This is a genomic window from Paenibacillus lignilyticus, assembly GCF_017942085.1.
GTDB classification, from domain to species: domain Bacteria; phylum Bacillota; class Bacilli; order Paenibacillales; family Paenibacillaceae; genus Paenibacillus_Z; species Paenibacillus_Z lignilyticus.
Genome location: NZ_JAGKSP010000006.1, coordinates 345,592 through 363,196 on the forward strand (window position 1 = coordinate 345,592; position 17,605 = coordinate 363,196).

At 51.0% G+C, this 17,605-nt stretch carries 19 protein-coding genes; 16 read left to right on the top strand and 3 right to left on the bottom strand.

Annotation, left to right across the window (positions count from 1 at the left end):
* Positions 1 to 2 precede the first annotated feature (2 nt).
* The 9 genes from I8J30_RS17560 (at position 3) to I8J30_RS17600 (ending at position 9,153) form a co-directional block, all read left to right on the top strand.
* Positions 3 to 959, top strand: coding sequence for a D-2-hydroxyacid dehydrogenase (locus I8J30_RS17560; RefSeq protein ID WP_210659920.1), 957 nt, complete (start codon positions 3 to 5; stop codon positions 957 to 959).
* Between the two features lie 4 nt (positions 960 to 963).
* Positions 964 to 1,320, top strand: a complete 357-nt coding sequence (locus I8J30_RS17565; RefSeq protein ID WP_210659921.1) for a CidA/LrgA family protein — start codon at positions 964 to 966, stop codon at positions 1,318 to 1,320.
* Positions 1,310 to 1,999: an LrgB family protein gene (locus I8J30_RS17570; RefSeq protein ID WP_210659923.1), complete on the top strand. Its 690-nt coding sequence runs from the start codon at positions 1,310 to 1,312 to the stop codon at positions 1,997 to 1,999. Before I8J30_RS17565 ends, I8J30_RS17570 begins: the two co-directional genes overlap by 11 nt.
* Before the next feature lie 119 nt (positions 2,000 to 2,118).
* On the top strand, positions 2,119 to 3,300 hold the full coding sequence (locus I8J30_RS17575; protein ID WP_240548134.1) for a peptidylprolyl isomerase: 1,182 nt from the start codon (positions 2,119 to 2,121) through the stop codon (positions 3,298 to 3,300).
* 270 nt (positions 3,301 to 3,570) lie between these two features.
* Positions 3,571 to 5,208, top strand: coding sequence for a peptide ABC transporter substrate-binding protein (locus I8J30_RS17580; protein ID WP_210659927.1), 1,638 nt, complete (start codon positions 3,571 to 3,573; stop codon positions 5,206 to 5,208).
* Between the two features lie 84 nt (positions 5,209 to 5,292).
* Positions 5,293 to 6,228, top strand: coding sequence for an ABC transporter permease (locus tag I8J30_RS17585; RefSeq protein WP_210659929.1), 936 nt, complete (start codon positions 5,293 to 5,295; stop codon positions 6,226 to 6,228).
* Complete coding sequence (locus I8J30_RS17590) at positions 6,225 to 7,172, top strand: ABC transporter permease (protein WP_210659931.1); 948 nt, start codon at positions 6,225 to 6,227, stop codon at positions 7,170 to 7,172. Before I8J30_RS17585 ends, I8J30_RS17590 begins: the two co-directional genes overlap by 4 nt.
* A 20-nt stretch (positions 7,173 to 7,192) precedes the next feature.
* Positions 7,193 to 8,191: an ABC transporter ATP-binding protein gene (locus I8J30_RS17595; RefSeq protein WP_210659933.1), complete on the top strand. Its 999-nt coding sequence runs from the start codon at positions 7,193 to 7,195 to the stop codon at positions 8,189 to 8,191.
* Complete coding sequence (locus tag I8J30_RS17600) at positions 8,188 to 9,153, top strand: ABC transporter ATP-binding protein (protein ID WP_210659935.1); 966 nt, start codon at positions 8,188 to 8,190, stop codon at positions 9,151 to 9,153. The genes I8J30_RS17595 and I8J30_RS17600 overlap by 4 nt, the downstream gene beginning before the upstream one ends.
* Positions 9,154 to 9,229: 76 nt before the next feature.
* On the opposite strand, the gene rocF is transcribed toward I8J30_RS17600, so the two are convergent.
* Positions 9,230 to 10,138, bottom strand: a complete 909-nt coding sequence (gene rocF, locus I8J30_RS17605) for an arginase (RefSeq protein ID WP_210659937.1) — start codon at positions 10,136 to 10,138, stop codon at positions 9,230 to 9,232.
* Between the two features lie 161 nt (positions 10,139 to 10,299).
* Here rocF and rsmD point away from each other — a divergent pair, with 161 nt between their 5' ends.
* Together rsmD and coaD are read left to right on the top strand one after the other, a co-directional pair.
* Positions 10,300 to 10,884: a 16S rRNA (guanine(966)-N(2))-methyltransferase RsmD gene (gene rsmD, locus I8J30_RS17610; protein WP_210660121.1), complete on the top strand. Its 585-nt coding sequence runs from the start codon at positions 10,300 to 10,302 to the stop codon at positions 10,882 to 10,884.
* A 2-nt stretch (positions 10,885 to 10,886) separates the two neighbouring features.
* The gene (gene coaD / locus I8J30_RS17615) at positions 10,887 to 11,399 is read left to right on the top strand and encodes a pantetheine-phosphate adenylyltransferase (RefSeq protein WP_240548135.1); all 513 of its coding nucleotides are present in this window, start codon (positions 10,887 to 10,889) and stop codon (positions 11,397 to 11,399) included.
* On the opposite strand, the gene I8J30_RS17620 is transcribed toward coaD, so the two are convergent.
* The gene (locus I8J30_RS17620; RefSeq protein WP_210659939.1) at positions 11,396 to 12,601 is read right to left on the bottom strand and encodes a nucleoside recognition domain-containing protein; all 1,206 of its coding nucleotides are present in this window, start codon (positions 12,599 to 12,601) and stop codon (positions 11,396 to 11,398) included. The genes coaD and I8J30_RS17620 overlap by 4 nt on opposite strands.
* An 85-nt stretch (positions 12,602 to 12,686) precedes the next feature.
* Positions 12,687 to 13,943, bottom strand: a complete 1,257-nt coding sequence (locus I8J30_RS17625) for a nucleotidyltransferase (protein ID WP_210659941.1) — start codon at positions 13,941 to 13,943, stop codon at positions 12,687 to 12,689.
* Positions 13,944 to 14,059: 116 nt separating this feature from the next.
* On the opposite strand from I8J30_RS17625, the gene I8J30_RS17630 reads away from it, so the two are divergent.
* From I8J30_RS17630 to I8J30_RS17650, 5 genes are all read left to right on the top strand, one after another.
* A complete protein-coding gene (locus I8J30_RS17630; RefSeq protein ID WP_210659943.1) occupies positions 14,060 to 14,566 on the top strand; it encodes a YceD family protein in 507 nt (168 codons plus the stop codon).
* 61 nt (positions 14,567 to 14,627) lie between these two features.
* Positions 14,628 to 14,801, top strand: a complete 174-nt coding sequence (gene rpmF / locus I8J30_RS17635) for a 50S ribosomal protein L32 (RefSeq protein WP_090976607.1) — start codon at positions 14,628 to 14,630, stop codon at positions 14,799 to 14,801.
* Positions 14,802 to 14,947: 146 nt separating this feature from the next.
* On the top strand, positions 14,948 to 15,613 hold the full coding sequence (gene fapR, locus I8J30_RS17640; protein ID WP_210659945.1) for a transcription factor FapR: 666 nt from the start codon (positions 14,948 to 14,950) through the stop codon (positions 15,611 to 15,613).
* The gene (plsX, locus tag I8J30_RS17645; protein WP_210660140.1) at positions 15,597 to 16,586 is read left to right on the top strand and encodes a phosphate acyltransferase PlsX; all 990 of its coding nucleotides are present in this window, start codon (positions 15,597 to 15,599) and stop codon (positions 16,584 to 16,586) included. Before fapR ends, plsX begins: the two co-directional genes overlap by 17 nt.
* Before the next feature lie 8 nt (positions 16,587 to 16,594).
* A complete protein-coding gene (locus I8J30_RS17650) occupies positions 16,595 to 17,581 on the top strand; it encodes a beta-ketoacyl-ACP synthase III (RefSeq protein ID WP_091218849.1) in 987 nt (328 codons plus the stop codon).
* Positions 17,582 to 17,605: the final 24 nt, after the last annotated feature.

The window sequence follows — 17,605 nt, forward strand, 5'->3', positions numbered from 1 at the left end:
GAATGAGAATTGTAGTCTTGGATGGATTTACTTTAAATCCCGGAGACCTGGATTGGGCCGAGTTCAACACGCTTGGCGAGCTGATTGTTTATGAGCGGACAGCGCGAGAGGATATCGTGAATCGAGCGTTAAGAGCCGATGTCGTACTCACGAACAAAACGCCGATTTCAGCGGAAATAATGGCGAAGTTACCGCAGCTTCAATACATCGGCGTATTAGCTACCGGCTACAACGTTGTGGATACGGAAGCAGCCGCGGAACATGACATTGTGGTGACGAATGTGCCGGATTACAGTACGCATTCCGTTGTTCAATTGGTCTTCGCTCTCATGCTGGAACTGACTTATCATGTGACTGCCCACAGCAGTGCCGTACATAGCGGTCGTTGGTCTGCCGGACCTGATTTTACATTCTCCCTGCATCCTCTTATGGAGCTCTCGGGCAAGACAATGGGGATCGTGGGTTACGGTCAAATCGGTCAGCAGGTTGCCAGAGCAGCGCTGGCATTCGGGATGAAAGTCGTGGTACATACGCGCACACCCAAAGTGGTTCCGGGGCTGGAATCCGTTGCTTTCGTTTCGAACAGTGAATTGTTCCGTTCAGCCGATGTTGTCTCGCTGCACTGTCCGCTGACACAGGACACAACCGGACTTGTGAACCAGCGTACGTTGGGTCTCATGAAACGTTCGGCGATCCTCATCAACACGGCAAGGGGCGGTCACGTCGTGGAACAGGATTTGGCAAATGCGCTAAACAGCGGGCGTATTGCTGGAGCGGGACTGGATGTGTTGAGTGTGGAGCCGCCGGCTGTCGATCATCCGCTGCTGCATGCCGCTAATTGTACGATTACTCCGCATATCGGCTGGGCAACGGTCGAAGCACGCAAAAGACTGATGGGGATTGCAGCCGATAATTTGCGCTCGTTTATACAAGGCGATGTTTGCAATCAGGTGAATTAAGGCAATGCGCGGATTTTGTATCATAATGGGATTTGACGGATTGGGCTGGCTGCTGCATCGGTTTGCTTCGGTTCCGCTTCCCTCTCATGTATTAGGGCTGCTGCTTCTGTCAGCAGCTTTATTTATGGGAATCGTGAAGCTGGAGTGGGTGGAGCAAAGCGCTGGTTTTCTTAATAGGCATATGATGCTGTTCTTTGTTCCGCTGCTGGCCGGTGCAGCCGCATTCGGACCCGGGATCGGATCATCCTGGTTAGCGGCGATTATGAGTCTTACCGCCGGCACGTTAACGATCGTAATCCTAACAGGACTTACGACCAAGATGCTCGTTAGACGGAAGGAGCGTGCAGGGGATGAGCAGTGAGCTGTTTGCTGATCCGATGTTTGGCATCCTATTGACGCTGACCGCCTACGCGTCTGCTGTACTCATCCGCCGGCGATGGAGCTGGCTGCATCCGCTGCTAAGTGCGCCGATCCTTGTTTATTTGGTGTTACAGCTTGGCAATATCTCCTTCCTTGACTATAGGGCCGGCGGAAATATCGTCACCTTTTTTCTCGGGCCTGCAACGGTTGCGATGGCGGTTCCCTTGTACAAGCATGCCATGAGGCTTCGCCGCATCCTTCCGGCTTTATTGCTTGGTGCTCTGGTTGGAAGTGCGGTTGGCCTTCTGGTGAATACATTGTGTGTCCTGCTGTTTGGCGGAACGGAAACCTTTCTTCGCACCGCGCTGCCGAAATCGGTAACCGCCGCGGTAGCTGTTGATTTATCCGGCTGGCTGGGAGGCACGCCTGAATTAACGGCTGCTCTTACCGTGTTGACCGGACTTGTCGGCAGTATAGCGGGTCCTCCTCTGCTGCGGTTATGCGGCGTTCGAGACAACATAGCGTCGTCGATTGCAATAGGTGCTGCCGCACATGGAATTGGGTCGGCGAAGCTGCTGTCCGAATCAGAAGAGCGCGGAGGTCTCAGCGGCTTCTCGATGGCCGCTTGCGCCGTGTTTACGCCCGTGCTTCTGCTGCCTGTGCATGCATGGCTATTATGACAAATTTTCGATTATTTCGACCTATTTCATGTTATCTTAAGGTTTACGCGGGTTATACATGATATAGTGACTCAGTAATGTTAAAAACAGATTGCAAATGCCGGAAGGGAGTTTTCAAGTTGAACGAGAAAGATAAAGAGAAAAATTTGAATGAGAATGAGCTTGAGGCAGTAGAGCAAGAAACGAAAGAGGTTGTTTCCTCGGATGAAGCGGCCGAAATTGCAGCTGTTGAACCAGTCGAAGCGACAGATAATGACAAGGATCACGATGTCGAAGAGCTCGATGAGGATAAACAACAACCTGCAGCAGTGCAGCCCGGCCCGGAGGCAGCAGCTCCTGCAGCAAAGAATAACGGTAAAGCATGGATGTACATTTCTATCGGACTAGCTGTTGTTCTGCTCTTTACAATTGTGAAGATGCCGTTTGGCGGCGGCAGCAGTGAAACAGTGGGCTCCGTTAACGGTGTTGCTATAACCAAGGATCAATTGTATGACGAGATGGCCAAGGTTGGCGGCGAGCAAACGCTTGAGAACATGATTCAGGACGAGCTTATTAAGCAAGAAGCAGATAAAGCGGGTATCGTTGTAGGCGATGCTGAAGTGGAGAAAGAAATTGAAAGCATCAAGAAGCGTTTCCCGTCCGAAGCTGAGTTCGAAGGTGCGCTTCAGCAAGCAGGCATGACGCTTGACGATCTGAAGAAACAAACACCAATGCAGCTTCGTATCCGTAAAATTCTTGAGCCGCAGGCGAAAGTAACGGACGCGGATGTTAAAACGTATTTCGAACAAAATAAAGCGCAATTCGATGAGCCGGAACAAGTGAAGGCTTCGCATATTCTTGTAGCGACCAAAGAAGAAGCGGATGCAATCGAAAAACAGCTTAAAGAAGGCGCAGACTTTGCTGCGCTTGCAAAAGAGAAATCCACGGACCCTGGCAGCAAAGATCAAGGCGGCGACCTTGGCTTCTTCGGCAAAGGCCAGATGGATCCGGCATTCGAAGAAGCGGCATTCAAGCTGAAGAAAGACGAGATCAGCGCGCCGATTCAAACGCAATACGGCTTCCATATCATCAAAGCAATCGATCATAAAGCGGCTAAGGCTGCAACGCTCGACGAGAAGAAAGCAGATATTAAAGAGCAGCTGATCGCGCAGAAGGTGCAAGAGCTTTCGCCGACTTGGCTCGAAGACTTGAAGACGAAATCGCAAATCACGAACACGCTCAAAGATGCTGCTGCAGACGACGAAGCGCAACAACCGGCAGCGAACAACGCCGCGACAAACTCTTCGACGAACGCGAAGTAATCAAGAGCCACAATAAAATAAGACGACCATCGCAGGAAAAATTTGGCCTGTGGTGGTCGTCTTATTTTGTGGCACAATAAGTTCGTAAAAGCTAGTAAGCACAAGGGCTGAATGCGTTACCAGTCATGTTCTTGTTGACTAATATGACATGTATGGATAGTAAATCTTTACAATTGTTCAAATTGTGTTTTACAAATTGTTAAATTCGTTGTATTATTGGCTCTGGGTTTAAAAAAATACACTTATCAACATGGAGGCGGGTTCTAAGCAATGAAGAAAAAAATGCTAGTTCTAGTTTCACTCATGCTGGTTCTTACAGGCGTATTGTCAGCCTGCGGGAAAAGCGGATCGGGCAGCGATCAAACGTTCCGGATGAACCTTACATCCGAACCGCCTAGTCTCGATGTTGCACAAGCACAGGATCAAGTATCCTTCACTGTGCTGAGCGGACTCTTCGAGGGTCTTACACGTATGGACAAAGATGGCAACATCGTTCCAGGCGTAGCTGAGAAATGGGATATTTCCGAAGACGGCAAGAAATACACGTTCCACCTTCGCGACAATGCGAAATGGTCCAACGGTGACCCTGTCACTGCAGGCGATTTCGAATACTCCTGGAAACGTACTTTGGATCCTAACCTGAACCCACCGGCTCCATATGCTTACCAGCTCTATTACATCAAAAATGCACAGAACCATAACATCAAAGAAGACAACCCGGATCACATCGCAGATGCGGCGCAAGTAGGCGTTAAAGCCCTTGATGATAAAACGCTTGAAGTTCAGTTGGAAAACCCAACTCCGTACTTCTTGAATATCACAGCGTTCTTCACTTCCTTCCCGGTTCATAAATCGGCGAAAGACAACGCTAACTGGGCTGCTGAAGCGAAAGACTACATCAGCAACGGTCCTTTCAAATTGGCTTCGTGGAAACACGGTGATTCCATCGAGCTTGTACCAAACGATAACTACTGGGCTAAAGATGAAATCAAACTGTCCAGCGTAAAATTCTCGATGGTTAAAGACGCTAACACTGAGCTTAACATGTACAAAACAGGTCAACTTGACTGGGCTGGCGCTCCAACAGGAAGCATTCCGCCGGAGCAACTTGACAAGTTCCGCAAAGAAAACAACAAAGAGCTTTCTGTAAAAGGTATTGCAAGCACATACTACTACAACTTCAACAACCAAAAGAAACCTTTCAACAACGTAAAAGTTCGTAAAGCTCTTTCGATGGCTGTAGATCGTCAAGCAATCGTTGACAACGTTACTAAAGCCGGCCAAGTTCCTGCTTACGGTTTCGTTTCCACAGGTATCCACGGCGTGAACGGCGAATACCGTTCCGAAGTGAAAGATGACTACTTCAAAGAAGACGTAACTGAAGCTAAGAAATTGCTTGCAGAAGGTTTGGCTGAAGAAGGCATGACTTCGATGCCTGAATTCTCGCTTGCTTTCAACGAAGGCCTTCACAAGAACGTTGCTGAGGCAATCGCTGACATGTGGAAAACAAACCTTGGCATCACAGTTAAACTGGAACTTCAAGAGTGGAAAGTATTCTTGAAAAACCGTCAAAGCTTGAACTATGATGTTGCACGCGCTGGTTGGGGTGCTGACTACAATGACCCGATGACTTTCATCGACATGTTCACATCCAAAGGCGGTAACAACGATATCGGCTTCGCAAGCCCAGAGTACGATGCACTGGTTAAAGAAGCTTACAGCACGAACGATCAACAAAAACGTGTAGACGCAATGGCTAAAGCTGAGAAATTGCTGATTGGCGACAATCAAGCTCTAATGCCGCTGTACTACTACTCTTCTGCACAATTGGTTAAACCGTATGTGAAAAACGCAATCGTTGATTACAGCGGTAACGTCGATTACACTCGTATTTCGATCGAAAAATAATAACAGCAAGAAAAAACTAAGGGGTATAGGGATATATGTGGGTTCCCCATATATATCCCTTCTCTTTGATTGGGGGGGCTTGGGATGGCTCGGTATTTAGGTGGTAAGTTCGTTAATATTGTGATTTCGTTGCTAATTCTAGCCACCGCAACCTTTTTCTTGATGAAGGCTGTCCCAGGGGACCCTTTCACGCAGGAAAAAGCAATTCCGCCGGAGATTAAAGCGCAAATTATGGCGCATTACGGCTTGGATAAACCGATTGGCACGCAATACGCGATTTACATGAAAAACCTGTTCCAACTGGATCTTGGTGAATCCATGAGAAGTCAGAACAGAACGGTATCAAGTATTATTACGGATTCCTTTGGCACATCGCTTAAAATTGGTTTGATTGCAGTGGTTGTTTCGGTTATTGTCGGGATTTACCTTGGTATGATGGCAGCGCTAAGACATAAGAAATTGATTGATAACTTGGCGATGTTCATTGCCGTTATCGGTATTTCGGTTCCAAACTTCGTTATCGGTGCCATGATCCAATATTACCTCGCTGTTAAGGTGCCGATATTTAATGTTGCAGGGTTGGAAAGCCCGCTCGATTACGTGCTTCCAGTAATTACCTTGTCGACACTCCCTATTGCATTCATCGCGAGATTAACGCGTTCAACAATGCTCGAGGTACTGACCTCGGACTATATTCGTACTGCGAAGGCAAAAGGTTTGACGCCGTCAGCCATTCTGTGGCAGCACGGACTTCGTAACGGTATTTTGCCGGTTGTTACCTATCTTGGTCCTATGACAGCGAACATCATTACAGGTTCTGTCGTAGTCGAACAAATTTATGGTCTTCCGGGTTTGGGCGCTCACTTCGTGGACAGCATCACTAACCGTGACTACACACTCATTATGGGTATTACGATTTTCTACGCCGTAATTCTTATGGCAGCACGCTTCTTGACAGATGTGGCTTACATTCTTGTCGATCCGCGTATCAAAGTCAGCGGAGGTGTCGTTAAAAAATGAGTACGCGTCTGAAGGAATTGAAGCTTGAAGAGCAGATTGCTAATGCGCCATTTGAGAAATTGAAGCAAAGACATACAGAAGCTGAAGTAATAACTGCACCAAGCCGTTCCACGTTCCAAGAGAACTGGGCACGACTTCAAAAGAATAAATGGGCTATGACAGGGATGTACGTTTTGATCGTCATGATAATTTTGGCGGTTGTATGTCCGATGTTTTCGCCGTATGATTCATCTACGAACGATTTGAAGAATACCTATGCTTCGCCATCGGGCAAGCACTGGTTTGGAACAGATAACCTGGGCCGTGATCTCTTTACGAGAACATGGATGGGCGTTCGTATCTCGCTTCTCGTTGGTTTTACGGCTGCTTTTATCGACCTTGTAATTGGTGTTGCTTATGGCGGTGTTATGGGCTTTGCAGGCAAACGTGTCGGCGATGCAATGAACAAGCTTGCTGAAGTGCTTTATGCGATTCCGCATCTGCTTGTCGTTATCTTGCTTTCCGTTGTAATGGGCTCAGGTCTCTCGACCATCATTATCGCGCTATCCATCACCGGCTGGATTACGATGTCGTGGATCGTTCGCGGTCAAATTTTGCAGCTGAAGAACCATGAATACGTGCTTGCGGCACAATCGATGGGCGCCAGCGGTTCCCGCATTTTGTTCCGCCACTTAATTCCGAACACACTCGGTCCGATCATCGTTACCGTAACGTTGTCGGTACCGTCCGCTATATTTGCAGAAGCATTCCTAAGCTTCTTGGGTCTGGGCGTTCAATCACCGGCGGCATCGCTTGGTACATTGATCGGCGAAGCGATGTCCTCTTGGACACTGTACCCATGGCTGATGCTGATTCCTGCATCCCTATTGAGCATTACAATGCTTGCCTTCAACATTTTCGGTGACGGTCTTCAAGATGCGTTTGATCCGAAAATGAAAAAATAAACAGCGCAGGGAGTGAGCTTATGAGTGATCCGATTCTAAGTATTTCTGATTTGCATATCTCGTTTCACGTGCGCGGTGGAGAGGTTCAGGCTGTTCGCGGGGTTGATTTGGAGATTAATCCCGGGGAGTCTGTTGCAATCGTCGGCGAGTCCGGCAGCGGCAAGAGCGTTACCGCTCAATCTATTCTTCGTCTGATCCCTACGCCTCCGGGCGTGTACAAGAAGGGCTCCATTTCATTTATGGGCGAAGATCTCCTAAGCAAAACCGAGAAAGAGATGGAGTCCATTCGCGGTAAGGAAATCGGCATGATCTTCCAAGATCCGATGACTTCGCTTAATCCTACTCTTACAGTAGGTCGCCAAATTACGGAAGTACTCATCAAACATCAGAAAATGAGCGCGTCGGATGCAACCGGCCGTGCGGTTGAATTGCTGAATTTGGTTGGGATTCCGAATGCGGCAGAACGTGTAAAGCAGTTCCCGCATCAGTTCTCCGGCGGTATGCGTCAACGGGTTATGATTGCTATTGCACTTGCTTGTAACCCAAGATTGCTGATTGCGGACGAGCCGACAACAGCACTGGACGTTACGATTCAAGCGCAAATCATGACGTTGATGAAGGATCTGCAGAAGAAAACCGGCACGTCGATTATCCTCATTACACATGACCTTGGTATCGTTGCCGACATGTGTGACCGCGTTGTTGTTATGTACGCGGGTAAAGTGGTTGAAACCGGAACGAAACAAGAAATTTTCAAAAATCCACAGCATCCGTACACGAGAGGGCTGCTTCGTTCCCTGCCTCGTCTGGATCAAAATAAAAATGAGCCGCTTGTTCCGATTATCGGAACACCGCCGGATATGTCATCACCGCCACCTGGCTGTGCGTTCTGCGCGCGTTGTGATGAAGCGATGCGGATCTGTGTAGATAACGATCCGGCTACGTACACAATCAGCGAAACGCAAACGGCTAAGTGCTGGTTGCATGACGCGGCCCTCAAAGGGGGAGAAAGTGCATGAAATCAAACAATGACATGTTGATCGAAGTCGACCATTTGATGAAGCACTTCGATATCGGCAATGGTAAAACGCTAAAAGCGGTCAACGATATTTCGTTTGGCATCCGCAAAGGCGAAACGCTCGGTATGGTAGGCGAGTCGGGCTGTGGTAAATCGACAGCAGGCCGTACGCTGCTCCGTCTGTATGAACCGACTGCAGGATCCGTTAAGTTCCAAGGTCAAGATATTATGACTGCTAAAGGGGCTAACCTGAAGGCGCTGAGACGCGAAATGCAAATGGTTTTCCAAGATCCGTATGCTTCGCTTAATCCGCGTTGGAAAGTTGAAAACCTGATCGCTGAACCGCTTGATATTCACGGTTTGGCCGGCAGCTCCAAGGAAAGAAAGCTGCAAGTTGAACGGCTGCTTGACCGTGTAGGCCTTCGTTCGGATCACGCGAAACGTTATCCGCATGAATTCTCCGGCGGTCAGCGTCAACGGATCGGGATTGCTCGCGCGCTTGCGCTAAATCCGAAATTCATCGTTTGCGACGAGCCGATCTCGGCACTTGACGTTTCCATTCAAGCGCAAGTGGTCAATTTGCTGCAGGATTTGCAGCGTGATTACGGCTTGACGTACTTGTTTATCGCGCATGACCTTGCGATGGTTAAACATATCAGTGACCGTGTAGCGGTTATGTATTTGGGTAAAATGGTTGAGCTTGCCGAGAGTGAAGAGCTCTACGCCAATCCGAAGCATCCGTATACCAAAGCGCTGATGTCCGCGATTCCGGTACCGGATCCGGAAGTAGAAGAGAACAAAGAGCGTATCGTCCTGACAGGCGAGCTGCCGAGCCCGGTTAACCCGCCAAGCGGCTGTCATTTCCGGACTCGCTGTCCGTTTGCAACAGAGAAATGCGCTGCAGAAGTGCCTGCATTCCGAGAAGTTGAACCTAACCATTGGGCTGCCTGCCATTATGCATAAATAAAGAAGAAGGACGGTTCGCAGTCATGCGAATCGTCCTTTTTTTTGCGTCTTTGTGCAACCGACAAAGTCTCTTCTATAATATACGCTCGCCGAGCAAAGAGCCGATGAGCTCTACCGCAAGTCTGGCTGTGCGGCCATTCGTATCCAGCAGCGGATTCACTTCTACGATATCGGCGGAGGTCACCATCCCGCAATCGAACAACATCTCCATGGCCAAATGCGCCTCTCTGTAATTAAGACCGCCGCGTACGGGAGTGCCGGTTCCGGGAGCTTCACCGGGATCGACACTGTCTATATCGAAGCTGACGTGCACGCCTTCTGAGCCGTACGATGCGATCGCGATGGCTTTCTCCATCACGCGCCCCATCCCGATACGGTCGATGTCATGCATGGTAAAACAGGTGATGCCGGTTTCGTAAATATTTCGTTTCTCGCCTTCGTCCAGCTCTCTGACGCCGACAAGGACGACACGCTTGGCTTGCAATTTCGGGGATCGTCCAAGCAGATCTGTGAATCTCGAATCGCCGAGACCAAGACTCGCTGCCAAAGCCATCCCGTGAATATTGCCTGTCAGCGAGGTTTCCGGCGTGTTCATATCGGCATGAGCATCAATCCAGACGACTCCTAACTGCTGAATGCGCTCTGTAATTCCCGCGATGGTGCCGATTGCGATGCTGTGATCTCCTCCTATAGTGAGCGGAAAGGTTTCGTTTTCCATGGCCGCATGTACCGAGTGTGCGAGAGCTTCACTCATTGCAAGCACGCGCCCCCAGTTGCGTAACCGTTCCAATGTTCGGCGTTCAATTGCGGATTCAGCTGTTTCCTTCCAAGGTAATATAGAGTAACTTTGATTCAACAATTGAAGCTTCTCAGGTAAGCCTGCTTGCAGGACGGCCTCCGGACCGCCGCTTGCACCGGGTCTGCTGGCTCCGAAATGAAAGGGGACGGGAAGGACTGTTACGGGCTGCCGATATTTGTTCATGGGAATCCCTCCTATGGAATGTGTTACGCCGCATGGTTATATATAGACGCGAAGGAGCGAAGTCATGACAAACCGGAGTCAATCGTTTAACATGCCGTATGAATTGTGGTACGATACAAGCAGCAGTAAGGATGGCTAAGGTGAAAGGGGCAAGAGCAGCTTTGAGAGTGATTGCAGGCACGGCTAAAGGCCGGACCTTAAAGGCGGTTCCGGGCAAAAACACGCGGCCGACAACCGATAAAGTAAAAGAAGCGATTTTCAGTATGATTGGTCCTTTCTTCGATGGCGGATTTGTGCTTGATCTCTTTGCGGGTACCGGAGGTTTGGGCATTGAGTCATTGAGCAGAGGAATGGATCGTGCGGTTTTTGTCGATTTGGACGGAGGAAGCATCGAGGTTATCAAGCAAAACGTACAGGCTGCCGGGGTGGCGGAACAAGCGGAGATTTACCGCACGGAGGCGGTGCGGGCGGTGAAAGCGCTGGCGAAGCGCGGGCTTAAGTTTGAGCTCGTTTTTCTGGACCCGCCTTACCGGATGAAAGAAATGGACAGTTTAATGAATGAGCTGGCAGAACGCGATCTGCTCGGTACGGACGCGACGATAGTCGTCGAGCATGATGCTGACCATGTCTATCCGGAGACGATGGAAGTTTTCCGGCAGATCAGACATTCGAAGTACGGCGACACGGCAGTGACTATTTATAGGTACGAAAAGGCGACAGAGCCAACCGTACATATGGAGGCGTAAGCATGACAACACCAACAGGAATGCCAAGACAGCGTGTTGCCGTATATCCGGGCAGCTTTGATCCCGTCACATGCGGGCATTTGGATATTATTAAACGCGCGGCAAAGCAGTTCGATCATTTGATCGTTGCGGTACTGAACAATTCCAGCAAAAACCCGCTGTTTACGGTGGAGGAGCGTAAGGCGCTGTTAACTGAAATCACCAAAGAGCTGCCGAATGTGACGATCGACAGCTTCCGTGATCTGCTCGTCAACTTCATGCGCTCGCGCAATGCGGATTGTATCGTGCGCGGAATTCGTTCGGTTACGGATTTTGAATATGAGCTGCAAATGGCTTCCACCAATCATCAGCTCGATGGCGAGATCGAGACGATATTTATGATGACGAATCCCAAATATTCGTATTTGAGCTCCAGCATCGTGAAGGAAATTGCGAAGTTTAAAGGCAATGTGCAGGACTTGGTGCCTGACGAGGTGAGGGAATCGCTGATTGCCAAATATGCGGACCAGGATTAGTTCGTCTTGGTTTGAGGCGCGGCCAGCAATGAGGCGGTTATGAGTGCCAGCAGCATGAAGAGGAATAGCAGCAGCAGGACAGGTGTATATGGCCACAGTGAATGTAAATCGCCCGCGTGGATGATTGCATTCGAGGCGCCGCCTGTCTTTTCTGGTTGTTCCATAGCCGGAGCGGCTGCCGGAATGATGCGGCCCGCCAAAGAAGACATCGGCTTCCAAGCTGCAAGGGTAAGGAAGAACGCGAGCAGGCTCTGGATGAGCCGTGTAGCGGCAAGCCGTTTCAGGGATAAGCCGGTGCCGGAGATGGCGCTGCCGGCCTGGAGCAGGGCGCTTAAGCCGCCAAAGCTGAGTACGGCTGCGATAGCTGCCGCATTCCAAGGCAGGCCGCCTGTGAAGTGCGAGGAAGCCGCCGCGTAGGTGCCGATATGGCTTTCAATCAAACCCGGCAGCAGGAAAGCAGGCGTGCCTTCCGGCAGTAACGGCTGCGTAAGCTTAACGAGAACGGCGCCGAACATCATGAATCCGCCAATGGCCATCAGCTTGTAGACGGATACCGTAACGGAATCGCCGAGCACTTTGCCGAAGGTTCGGCCATCGCGTTTTCTTGCGGCCACCATGGCGACCGCCGCTTGTTTCAGCAATAGGGTAATGGATGCCGCCGCAGGCGGCTGAGCTGGCTCGTTTGCTGCGGCAGGTTTCATCTTGGCGAAACGAGCGTGCAGGAAAGCTGTGAGCAGAGCGGAAGCCCATACGGCTGCGGCAATTGCGGCTCCGATCGCCGGGCGTTCCAAGAAGCCTGCTCCGACGACGAGGAGCATGAACAGGGGGCTCGGCATATGGGTCAACGCGAGCAGTCTCTGTCCTTCCGGAGCCGTTACCGTCTCGCTGCGGCGTAGGGCGGCTGTTGTCTCGGCACCGCAGGGAAAACCCCCGGACCATCCCAGCGCTATCGCAATACCGGCTTCGCCCGGCAGGCGAAAGAGCTTGCGCATGAGCGGCTGCAAGAGCGCTCCGAAGCCGTGCAGAGCGCCGAAGGCGAGCATCAGCTCAAGTAAAGTAAGGAATGGGAGCAGTCCGGGGAAGACGAGATTCCACCAGACGGTTAGCCCTTGCAGGGACGCTTGAAAGGCCTCGTCCGGCCGAACGATAATCGAAGCGACGAGCAGTATCGACAAGCATGCAAGCAGGATGGTTCGCGTCATGGGTTTCACTCCAATGATTCATGTAGGGCCGGGACAAACACAGCCACTACATTTTTACGCTTGTCTACGTAAGGATAGACCTAAGTCATGGAATCCGCCCTTGGATTGTGATCGGTTTCTCGTAATAGTCCCGGAAGAGATCGCGCGGGCTTGCGTCCGGCCAGCCGAGCGCGTATACCGAAGTGGCCTGAACATCAAGCTCCAGATACGGGTCGGCTTGCTGTGAGCGCGCCGCGCTGTTTAAGATCGGAAGCTTGGCTGTCTTGCGCATTCGCTTAAGCAGCTCTTGCCCTCGAGGGCTGTATCCGAGTATTCTTATGTATTGAATGCCGCCGCGCAGCCGTTCCGGAGATAGGAGCTCCTTCGAATGCCCTAGCAGCACGGAGAGCAAAGCGCGCTGCAGCTTCGTGCGCGTATAGCGTTTCGTCTTCAGTTTATCGAGCAGTGGCTCAAAGGCAAGCGTATCGAGCGAAGGGAGTATCTTCTTCAGCCGATGTTCCAAGCCTTCGGTCATTTCGTGATAACTGCCAAGAGTCGCTGCCGACTCGCCGACAAGCTTATGAAACAGCTGCGACGTATATTGCACCCAGCTGCTCCGCCCTCTGCCGATCGCATGATCGCGCATGAGCAGCTCGAGCGTAGAATGCGGTACGTAAGGGGCGGTCCCCTCTGGGGAAGCAGCCTCGAGCGTCAGCTTGCGGATTGCCGTTGCGCTCGCGATTTGCGCATCTGTAATGGTCGTCTGCGAGTAGCCGGCCTTCTCGCGTTTCAAAGAGAAGGGCTCGATTGCGCTGCCAAGCCGCTCGAGCGCAAGCAAATAGTGCAGCCCCAGCGTATTGTTCGGCTGGGCGAGCGGGAAGGAGGCCGCCTCAGCGTCACCGGCCGCTTCCATATACAAGCGAACAGCTTCGCTGTAGGCTGCGGGGTAACTGGCGCCTGTCCGCAGGCAATCCGCCATGAGCGCGCTGAAGGCCGCTGGCTCATGCGCGAGCAATCCGGCGACTCGGCGCAGCGGACCGATCTCGCCGGCCTCGCTGCCGAAGCAGAGCGCGTCTACGACGCCCGTCGCTTCCAGGAGCGCGACCGCGCCGTAGCCGAACCATTCTGCCGCCTGCGTAGAATAGGCGACAGGCAGTTCGATGACGACATCGCAGCCTCCGCGCAGCGCCATCTCGGTGCGCGTCCATTTATTGAGCAGCGCAGGTTCGCCGCGCTGCAGGAAGTGGCCGCTCATAACGGCGACGACGGCGTCGCTTTCCGTTATTTTGAGCGATTGCTGCAAATGATAGTGATGACCGTTATGAAATGGGTTATACTCGACAATGAGCCCGACGGTTCGCATGAATGTAAGCCTCCAAAAAGGGGATAGGGTATTTTTTCACTATATCACGGCGTGAAAATGTTGACAAAACGATTCAATAGTCGATATAATAAACTTTGTTTGTTTGGAGTGATGGTATGGAGATTTATGTCCGGGAATTAATAGCCAAAGGATTGAAAGTTCCCACTCAGTCAAGGTTAAACACGGATTGGCTGCTGCAAGTTCGTAAAGACGTATTACATGCAGACCCAATGAACGTCAACATGACGGCCTGGGGCGAAGACGGTATTGCTCATGTGGAGGGCGAACTGTCCGTTGATGTCGATCTTGCATGCTCGCGGTGTTTGGAGTCGACGAAAGAACATGTTGTCGTTCCATTTCACGAGCGTTTCAAGCCGAAAGCCGCTTTAAACGGATCTGAGGAAGAAGAAATCATTCCGGTGGAGGAGGACAAGCTTGAGTTTGAGCCATTTCTTGAAGAAATGCTGATGCTCGCTTTGCCTTTCGTACCGCTTTGTGAAGAGGACTGCAAAGGACTTTGCCACACATGCGGCACCAACTTAAATGAGACAAATTGCGGATGCCAAAAGGACGATATCGATCCCAGACTAGCCGCGTTGAAAGATTTGTTTAAGTCGGAATAATAGTGGATTCCTTGGAAACCAGTATTGTTCCAAACCGAATTCTGTTAAGGAGGTGGGAAACATGGCAGTACCACAACGTAGAACATCCAAAACACGTCGTGACAAACGTCGTACGCACTTTAAACTCGCGGTGCCGGGTATGATTAAATGCGATCAATGCGGAGAGTTGAAATTGGCTCACCGGGTATGCAAAGTGTGCGGAACTTACAAATCAAGAGAGATCATCAAACAATAGTTTTAAGCGTAGCAATAGTACTTCATCCCGTGATGAGGTGCTATTTTTTTGCCCAAATAGGCGGCCACACATTGCGCTCGGCTGCTTTCTTTACTATACTATTAGTACCTGGTTATAATAGCTGATTGTAATCAGTGTGCTCAAACATGGTGTATGATAATCAGCCGAGGTACATACTTAGAACATTAGGCAAGGTGGTGCGGACCATCGAACGTCTTCCGAAAAGACAAAGGCACCAGCTGCTGACCGGACTTATTGAGGATAATCCGTTCATAACGGATCAGGAGCTGACACGTCAGTTGAAAGTAAGCATCCAAACGGTGCGGCTTGACCGGCTGGAGCTTGGCATACCTGAGCTGCGGGAGAGAATGAAGCTGATGGCGGAGCGTTCGTATGACGCCGTCCGATCACTGCCGCTGCATGAGGTAATCGGGGATATAGTGGATTTGCAGCTGGATAACAGCGGTATTTCTATTTTTGAAATTAAGGAAGAGCATGTATTTTCAAGAACCGGCATCGCACGCGGTCATCATGTCTTTGCACAAGCGAACTCACTCGCGGTAGCGGTGATTAACGATGAAATTGCTTTAACGGCAACAGCTGACATTAGATTCGTACGATCCGTGAAGCTTGGTGAGAAATGCATCGCCAAAGCTTACGTTCGTTCCGGCGGCCGCAGCAAAGCAAAGGTTGAGGTTTGCTCGTACGTAGGTGACGAATTGGTGTTCCAAGGCCATTTTGTCATTTATCGTTCCGCAGGCGCAGGCGAGTCGGGTATCGAAGGAGGAATGGATGGTGCGGATCGCAATTGATGCGATGGGGGGCGACCACGCTCCATCTCTGATTGTACAGGGAGCGTTGGAAGCGGCACTTGAATGGCCGGCAGTACACTTGATTCTCGTTGGGGATAAGGCTCGGATCGAAACGCATCTGGGGTCCAAGCGGCCCTCGAACATTGAGATTTTACACGCGGAGGATGTAATCGGTCCGGATGATGAACCGGTTAAAGCCGTCCGCCGGAAGAAAAATTCCTCGATGGTCATGGCCGGGCAGCTCGTGCGTGAAGGCAAAGCGGAAGCAATGCTCTCAGCCGGGAATACGGGTGCATTAATGACGACAGGATTGCTGGTAGTCGGACGCATGGAAGGCATTGAGCGTCCCGCGCTCGTTACGATGCTGCCGACTATGGATGATAAAGGCGTTCTGGCGCTTGATCTTGGCGCGAACATGGATGCTAAACCGGAGCATCTGCTGCAGTATGCCATCATGGGCAGTATCTATCGCAGCAAGATGAACGGCATGGATAAACCTCGCGTCGGTCTGCTCAATGTAGGGACAGAGGCGATGAAAGGCAATGAGCTTACGAAAGCGGCGTACGAGCTGCTGGAAACGGCACCGATTCATTTTATCGGGAATGTCGAGGCGCGTGATGTGCTGGTGCGTAACTGCGATGTGCTGATCTGCGACGGTTTTGCCGGCAATATCATGCTCAAAGCGATGGAAGGTACGGCAGGCACATTGTTCAAAACGATGCGTGACGTGTTCACAAGCTCGCTGCTCTCCAAACTCGCGGCAGCGATCGTGCAGCCTAAGCTCAGGGCGCTTCGCAACAAAATGGATTATAAAGAACACGGCGGTGCGCCGCTTCTTGGCGTAAACGGTCTGGTCGTAAAATGTCACGGCTCCTCGGATGTGAAGGCGGTTAAGAACGCTGTGCGTCAGGCGAAATTAGCAATCGAGAGCAATTTAATATCATCTATAGCAGCGGAAATCAGCAGGAAGTGAGTGGGACTATGCAGCTACATCCCGTAGGCATTATCGGCACGGGCAAATATGTGCCGGATCGCATTTTGACGAATAAAGATTTGGAACAAATGGTGGAAACGAACGACGAATGGATCGTAACGCGGACCGGTATGCGCGAACGCCGCATTGCTGCTCCGGATCAAGCGACGTCGGACTTGGCGCTGCATGCATCCAAGAAGGCGCTCGAAGCAGCAGGCATTTCGGCCGAAGAGCTGGACCTGATCATCGTAGCAACCATTACGCCGGATATGTTCTTCCCTTCGACGGCTTGTCTGCTGCAAGAGAAGCTCGGTGCTAAGAAAGCGGCTGCCTTTGATTTGTCTGCGGCTTGCTCGGGTTTCATCTATGGTCTTGCAACGGCTTCAAATATGATTGCTACGGGTATGTACAAGCATGTTCTGGTCGTCGGAGCAGAATGTCTTTCCCGGATTACGGATTACACCGACCGCAATACGTGCATTTTGTTCGGTGACGGCGCGGGCGCGGTTGTCCTTGGGCAAGTGGCTGAAGGACGCGGCTTCCGTTCGTTCGAGCTTGGTGCAGACGGCGCCGGCGGCGAACTTCTGAAAGTATGTGCAGGCGGTTCCCGTACTCCGTCTTCAGCAGAGAGCATCGAGAACAAGCAGCATTTTATTTATATGGCCGGCAATGAGGTCTATAAATTCGCAGTGCGGATTATGGGTAACGCAGCAGAAGAGGCGCTTCGCAAAGCAGGTCTCGACAAAAGCAAGATTGACCTGCTCATTCCGCATCAAGCGAACATCCGTATCATTCAATCCGCGCTCAATCGTCTTGATTTGTCGGAAGACAAATGCATGATTAATTTGGATAAGTACGGCAACGTGTCGGCTGCCTCGATACCGATTGCACTTGCGGAGGCGGTTGAACAGAACCGCGTGAAGGAAGGCGACCATCTGGTGCTGGTTGGCTTCGGAGGCGGCTTGACTTGGGGCGCTTCGGTACTTGTCTGGTAATGAAGCAACGCCATTATATATGTA

What these genes read in the sequence shown, in the direction of transcription:
- I8J30_RS17560 (WP_210659920.1), top strand. Translation starts at nt 3, where the DNA reads ATGAGAATTGTAGTCTTGGATGGATTTACTTTAAATCCCGGAGACCTG.
- I8J30_RS17565 (WP_210659921.1), top strand. Translation starts at nt 964, where the DNA reads ATGCGCGGATTTTGTATCATAATGGGATTTGACGGATTGGGCTGGCTG.
- I8J30_RS17570 (WP_210659923.1), top strand. Translation starts at nt 1,310, where the DNA reads ATGAGCAGTGAGCTGTTTGCTGATCCGATGTTTGGCATCCTATTGACG.
- I8J30_RS17580 (WP_210659927.1), top strand. Translation starts at nt 3,571, where the DNA reads ATGAAGAAAAAAATGCTAGTTCTAGTTTCACTCATGCTGGTTCTTACA.
- I8J30_RS17585 (WP_210659929.1), top strand. Translation starts at nt 5,293, where the DNA reads ATGGCTCGGTATTTAGGTGGTAAGTTCGTTAATATTGTGATTTCGTTG.
- I8J30_RS17590 (WP_210659931.1), top strand. Translation starts at nt 6,225, where the DNA reads ATGAGTACGCGTCTGAAGGAATTGAAGCTTGAAGAGCAGATTGCTAAT.
- I8J30_RS17595 (WP_210659933.1), top strand. Translation starts at nt 7,193, where the DNA reads ATGAGTGATCCGATTCTAAGTATTTCTGATTTGCATATCTCGTTTCAC.
- I8J30_RS17600 (WP_210659935.1), top strand. Translation starts at nt 8,188, where the DNA reads ATGAAATCAAACAATGACATGTTGATCGAAGTCGACCATTTGATGAAG.
- rocF (WP_210659937.1), bottom strand. Translation starts at nt 10,138, where the DNA reads ATGAACAAATATCGGCAGCCCGTAACAGTCCTTCCCGTCCCCTTTCAT.
- coaD (WP_240548135.1), top strand. Translation starts at nt 10,887, where the DNA reads ATGACAACACCAACAGGAATGCCAAGACAGCGTGTTGCCGTATATCCG.
- I8J30_RS17620 (WP_210659939.1), bottom strand. Translation starts at nt 12,601, where the DNA reads ATGACGCGAACCATCCTGCTTGCATGCTTGTCGATACTGCTCGTCGCT.
- I8J30_RS17625 (WP_210659941.1), bottom strand. Translation starts at nt 13,943, where the DNA reads ATGCGAACCGTCGGGCTCATTGTCGAGTATAACCCATTTCATAACGGT.
- I8J30_RS17630 (WP_210659943.1), top strand. Translation starts at nt 14,060, where the DNA reads ATGGAGATTTATGTCCGGGAATTAATAGCCAAAGGATTGAAAGTTCCC.
- rpmF (WP_090976607.1), top strand. Translation starts at nt 14,628, where the DNA reads ATGGCAGTACCACAACGTAGAACATCCAAAACACGTCGTGACAAACGT.
- fapR (WP_210659945.1), top strand. Translation starts at nt 14,948, where the DNA reads ATGGTGTATGATAATCAGCCGAGGTACATACTTAGAACATTAGGCAAG.
- I8J30_RS17650 (WP_091218849.1), top strand. Translation starts at nt 16,595, where the DNA reads ATGCAGCTACATCCCGTAGGCATTATCGGCACGGGCAAATATGTGCCG.